Here is a 5,061-nt window from a genome sequence, read left to right as displayed (position 1 = left end):
TTTCCCCCGCGCCCACAACCGCCGGGATGCGGGGGGAAACCTGGCAAGGCCGAGGAGCCGCCGCATGCCCGGAGGGCCTGCAAGGCGACGAGAAACACCGCCAGGGTTTTCCCCCGCGCCCGGCGGGGCTAGAAGGCGTCGGCGGGGCGGTACACCCCCCAGACCGCCCGCAGGGCGTGGCAGGCCTCTCCGACGGTGGCGCGAGCGCGCAGGGCCTCCTTGAGCGGGTAAAGGACGTTCTCCGTTCCCTGCGCGGCGGCTTTCAGCGCGTCCAGACAGCGCGTCACCTCAGCGTTGTCGCGGTCGGCACGCAGTCTGGCCAGCCGGGCGGACTGGTCTGCCTCGATCGCCGGATCCACCCGCAGCGGCTCGTAGTGTTCTTCCTGCTCGGCGCGGAACCGGTTGACGCCGACCACGGTGCGGGAGCCGTCCTCGATGCCCTTCATGACCGCGTACGCGGAGTTCTCGATCTCGCTCTTCTGGTAGCCCTGCTCGATCGCGGCGACCGCTCCCCCGCGCTTTTCGACCTGCTCCATCAGTTCACGGGCGGCGTTCTCGACCTCGTCGGTCAGCGCCTCGACCGCGTAGGAGCCGGCGAACGGGTCGACCGTAGCGGTGATGTCCGTCTCATAGGCGAGGACCTGCTGGGTGCGCAGCGCCAGCGTCGCGGCCTTGACCGTGGGCAGGGCGATGGCCTCGTCGTAGGAGTTCGTGTGCAGGCTCTGGGTACCGCCCAGTACGGCCGCGAGGCCCTGCACCGCGACCCGGACGAGGTTGACCTCGGGCTGCTGCGCGGTGAGCTGGACGCCAGCGGTCTGGGTGTGGAACCGCAACATCATCGACTTGGGGCTGGTCGCGCCGAAGGTGTTCTTCATCACGTCCGCCCAGATGCGCCGGGCGGCGCGGAACTTCGCCACCTCTTCCAGCAGGGTCGTGCGGGAGACGAAGAAGAACGACAGCCGCGGGGCGAACTCGTCGACCGCGAGCCCGGCCTCGATCGCCGCCCGGACGTAGGCGATGCCGTCGGCGAGGGTGAACGCGATCTCCTGCGCGGGGGTCGCCCCGGCCTCGGCCATGTGGTAACCGGAAATCGAGATCGTGTTCCATTTGGGAATCTCGTTGCGGCAGTAGGCAAAGGTATCCGACACCAGCCGCAACGACGGTGCCGGCGGATAGATGTAGGTGCCGCGCGCTATGTATTCCTTGAGGACGTCATTCTGGATTGTCCCGGTAATCTTCGAACCGGGGACGCCCTGCTCCTCGGCGACGAGCTGGTACAGCAGCAGCAGTACCGACGCGGGCGCGTTGATCGTCATGGACGTGGAGACCTTGTCCAGCGGGATACCGGCGAAGAGCACCCGCATGTCCTCGATCGAGTCGATCGCCACACCGACCTTCCCGACCTCGCCATGCGCGATCGGCTCGTCGGAGTCGAAGCCCATCTGGGTGGGCAGATCGAAGGCGACGGAAAGCCCGCCGGTGCCGGCGGCGACAAGCGAGTGGTAGCGCTCGTTGGATTCCCTGGCGGTGCCGAAGCCCGCATACTGCCGCATCGTCCACGGCTTGCCGGTATACATGGTCGGGTAGACGCCCCGCGTGAACGGGTACTCACCGGGGGCGCCGAGACGCGCCGGTAGATCCCCAGAAAAATCAGACGCGCCGTATACCGGCTTGATCGGTTGACCGGACTCCGACAGACGCTCGCTCATGGCCAGATGGTATGGAAAGCCGGCCCCCAGGCGCGCGCCCCACGGCCGCCACGCGCGCCGCTCCCACGGCACACCGATCAGCCCACCGAGCGGCACCTCACTCAGCACGGCAAATCATAGCGAACAGCGTTCATGGCAATGAATCGGACTATTAGTACCACATACACATGAAAGCGGACAAAAAAACATTTTTCAAAGTTCTTCATGACGATACGCAACGACTACAGTCGGCGTATGTGCCCCACCATCCCCGTGCCGAACACACGGCCGCCCGATGCCGCGGCCGCGGCCGCGCGCCTGGCGGAGATCACTGGAATCAAGCGTCATGACGTCGCCGTGGTTCTCGGCTCCGGGTGGCTGCCCGCGGCAGACGTGCTGGCCGCGGCCGGAACCGTGACCGGCGAGACAGCTGTCACCGAGCTCGGTGGCTTCCCGCCGCCACGGGCCCCCGGCCACAGTGGCCGGGTCCGTTCGGTCACCCTCGGCGGACGTCACCTGCTGCTTTTCCTGGGGCGGATCCACGCCTACGAGGGCCACGGCATGTCCGTAACCACCCATGGCGTCCGGACGGCCTGCGCGGCCGGCGTGAGCACGATCGTGCTCACAAACGCCTCGGGCGGGCTCCGGGAGGACTACAGCGTCGGCCAGCCCGTACTGATCGCCGACCACATCAACCTCACCGGACGCAGCCCCCTGGTTGGCCCCCGGTTCGTCGATCTCACCGACGCCTACGCTCCGCACTTGCGCGACCTGGCCCGTACCGTCGACCCCACGCTCACCGAAGGGGTGTATGCCGGGCTGCCCGGCCCGCATTTCGAGACCCCGGCCGAGATCCGGATGCTACGGACGCTCGGCGCGGACCTGGTCGGCATGTCGACCGTCCACGAAACGATCGCGGCACGGGCTGAGGGCGCCGATGTGCTGGCGCTGTCCCTGGTGACCAACCTCGCCGCAGGGATGACCGGCGGGCCGCTCAGCCATCTTGATGTGCTGGCCGCCGGCACCGCCGCCGCCGAGCGGGTGGGTTCCCTGCTCGCGGCGGTCATCACGAGGCTCTGAACGGCCCGGCGACCGTGCTCGGCCGGCTCGACGAGCTCGTCCGCCGGTTCGGCCTGTACGCCACCGCTGATATCGGCCAATGCGCACCATGCCGGTCAGACCTCGCCGGAATACCGATCAGACCGCACCGAACTGACGATCACCAGCGTCCCCGAGACCGGGGACGATGAAGGCGTCGTCGTTTAGCCGCTCATCGATGCTCGCGGTCACCACCCGCGCGTCGAGACCGCTCGCGTCCAGCGCGGCAAGGCCCTCGGGAGCCACCAGCGCGCAGACGAGAATCATGCCGGTGGCGCCGCGGTCGGCCAACAGCCGCAGGCAGTGCAGCGCTGACCCGCCAGTGGCGAGCATCGGGTCCAGCAACAGCACCGGGTATCCGGCCAGGTTCTCCGGCAGCGACTCCAGGTAGGCATGCGGCTGGAAGGTCTTCTCGTCCCGGGCGAGACCGATGAACCCCGTCTGCGCCTCGGGCAGCAGGCCGAGCGCGGCCTCCAGCATGCCCAGACCCGCCCGCAGCACCGGTATGACGATCGGCGCCGTGGCAAGCGTGCCACCGCCGGTGGAGGCGAGCGGGGTGGCAACCGTGTACCCGACGGTCATCAGCTCCCGGGCGGCCTCGTAGATCAACATCGTTGCGAGTTCCCGCAGCGCCGCCCGGAACACCGGCGGTTCGGTGCTCCTGTCACGCAACACCGTCAACCGCGCCGTCACCAGTGGATGTTCGACAACGTCGACGCGCACGATCCGTTCACCTCCCGCACAGTGCTATGGCCCCCGCTCGCATCCGCCCGCAATGATGGAACGCATGACCAGCATCCCCTCCGGAGCGAGCCGGCCAGCCGGATCCCGCGGATCCGGCGGATCCACGCCTGGTTCCCTGCTGCCGCATCAAGGCAAGCGGCGGCATCCGCACCGCTGACCAGGGACTCGCGCTCGTCGAGGCCGGCGCCACCAGGCTCGGCATGTCCGCCACCCGGGACGTTCCCGCCGCCGTCTCCGAATAGCCGCCGCCCGCGTGACCCAGCCCGTCAGGTGTCCAGCCCGGCTTTCAGGTGTCCTGGCCGAGTTTTTCAGGTGCCCTGGCCGCGTCTGCGGGTTGACATCGCCTTGTTGGCCACGCTGAGAAACTTCTCGTTCGCCGCGGTCAGCTCCGCCGACTCCGTGCTGGCCTGGGTCACCCAGGCGTCGTAGGTGTCGCCGGCCCGATAGCCTCGCAGCACGTCTGTCAGCCGCTGCATACTCTCGATGGCCTCGTCAAAGTGCCGCGCGACGGCCGAGGCCGGGCCGAACCTGACGCACAGCCGTCCATAGGCCGTGCGGGCCGCCTCGTTCGCCTCATTGCGGCACCGAAGATAGTCCCTTGCCTCATCGTCGTTATCCATAATTCCCCGGGACCACAGGCTGATACAATACGTGGTGGTCCGCTGGGATCTCGTCAACTGCTCAGCCGCGAAATCGAGTGTGTCACGGCATTCCTTTCCGATGGCGAGCCGATGCGACCGCCGCGACTCCAGCCGGCCCGCCAACGCCATGATTCCCGGAGCGCCTATGCCGGTGACGACAACGCTGACAATCGCAAGTACCGCTACGTCCGACATGATCGGCTATGGTAGCGGAACGGACTGAGCCGCCAGCGGTACACGATCGAGCGGAAACCGGCCTGATCCGGGTCCGCGTCCGCGGGCCCAGCTGGTACCAGCGCCGGAGCAGCCTGTCCGCTACCTGTTCACGCAGGCAGCAAGATGATCGTTAACCAGGCCACACGCCTGCATCAGGGCATAGCCTGTCGTCGGGCCGACAAAGGTGATGCCACGGGCTTTCAGCGCCTTGGCCAGCGCTACCGACTCGGGCGTGGACGTGGGCAGATCGGCGATCACCACCGGTACCGCCGCGACCGCGGGACGAAATGACCAGACCAGTTCACCTAATGGCATGCCCAGCGCCAGGACCGCGTTGGCATTGGCAATCGTCGCGAGAATCTTCCGTCGGTTGCGGATGATTCCTGTGTCCCCCGCCAGCCGTTCGACATCGGCCGGGCCGAAAGCGGCGACAACCGCCGGGTCAAATCCCGCGAACGCCCTGCGGAAAGCCTCCCGCCTGCGCAGGACGGTCAGCCAGGAAAGGCCCGACTGGAATGCTTCGAGGCTGAGGCGCTCAAAGAGACCGACGGTGTCGTGGACCGGTTTCCCCCATTCCTCGTCATGGTAGGCGATGTACTCGGGCGTGGACAGCGCCCAGGGGCAGCGCGGACAGCCGTCCGGCCCGGCCGCGACACCGGTAAGCACACGGCCGC

At 67.8% G+C, this 5,061-nt stretch carries 5 protein-coding genes and 1 pseudogene; 2 read left to right on the top strand and 4 right to left on the bottom strand.

Annotation, left to right across the window (positions count from 1 at the left end; genetic code table 11):
* Nucleotides 1–128: 128 nt before the first annotated feature.
* Nucleotides 129–1,709 (bottom strand): methylmalonyl-CoA mutase family protein, encoded by a 1,581-nt coding sequence (locus tag MJ785_RS12005; RefSeq protein ID WP_239345893.1) that lies wholly within the window; start codon nt 1,707–1,709, stop codon nt 129–131.
* Between the two features lie 234 nt (nt 1,710–1,943).
* On the opposite strand from MJ785_RS12005, the gene MJ785_RS12000 reads away from it, so the two are divergent.
* A complete protein-coding gene (locus tag MJ785_RS12000) occupies nt 1,944–2,768 on the top strand; it encodes a purine-nucleoside phosphorylase (protein WP_239310514.1) in 825 nt (274 codons plus the stop codon).
* A gap of 117 nt (nt 2,769–2,885) precedes the next feature.
* Here the strand turns inward: MJ785_RS12000 and upp are convergent, their stop codons facing one another.
* On the bottom strand, nt 2,886–3,509 hold the full coding sequence (upp, locus tag MJ785_RS11995) for a uracil phosphoribosyltransferase (protein ID WP_239345891.1): 624 nt from the start codon (nt 3,507–3,509) through the stop codon (nt 2,886–2,888).
* Nucleotides 3,510–3,655: 146 nt separating this feature from the next.
* Between upp and MJ785_RS11990 the strand changes: the two are divergent.
* Nucleotides 3,656–3,772, top strand: a pseudogene (locus MJ785_RS11990) (2-deoxyribose-5-phosphate aldolase); the annotation flags it as partial.
* 66 nt (nt 3,773–3,838) lie between these two features.
* Here the strand turns inward: MJ785_RS11990 and MJ785_RS11985 are convergent.
* Together MJ785_RS11985 and MJ785_RS11980 are read right to left on the bottom strand one after the other, a co-directional pair.
* On the bottom strand, nt 3,839–4,366 hold the full coding sequence (locus MJ785_RS11985) for a hypothetical protein (RefSeq protein ID WP_239310499.1): 528 nt from the start codon (nt 4,364–4,366) through the stop codon (nt 3,839–3,841).
* 120 nt (nt 4,367–4,486) lie between these two features.
* The gene (locus tag MJ785_RS11980) at nt 4,487–5,053 is read right to left on the bottom strand and encodes a DNA-3-methyladenine glycosylase I (RefSeq protein WP_305039418.1); all 567 of its coding nucleotides are present in this window, start codon (nt 5,051–5,053) and stop codon (nt 4,487–4,489) included.
* Nucleotides 5,054–5,061: the final 8 nt, after the last annotated feature.

Source organism: Protofrankia sp. CiT1 (assembly GCF_917627335.1).
Lineage (GTDB): Bacteria > Actinomycetota > Actinomycetes > Frankiales > Frankiaceae > Protofrankia.
This window is presented reverse-complemented; position numbering and strand designations above follow the sequence as displayed.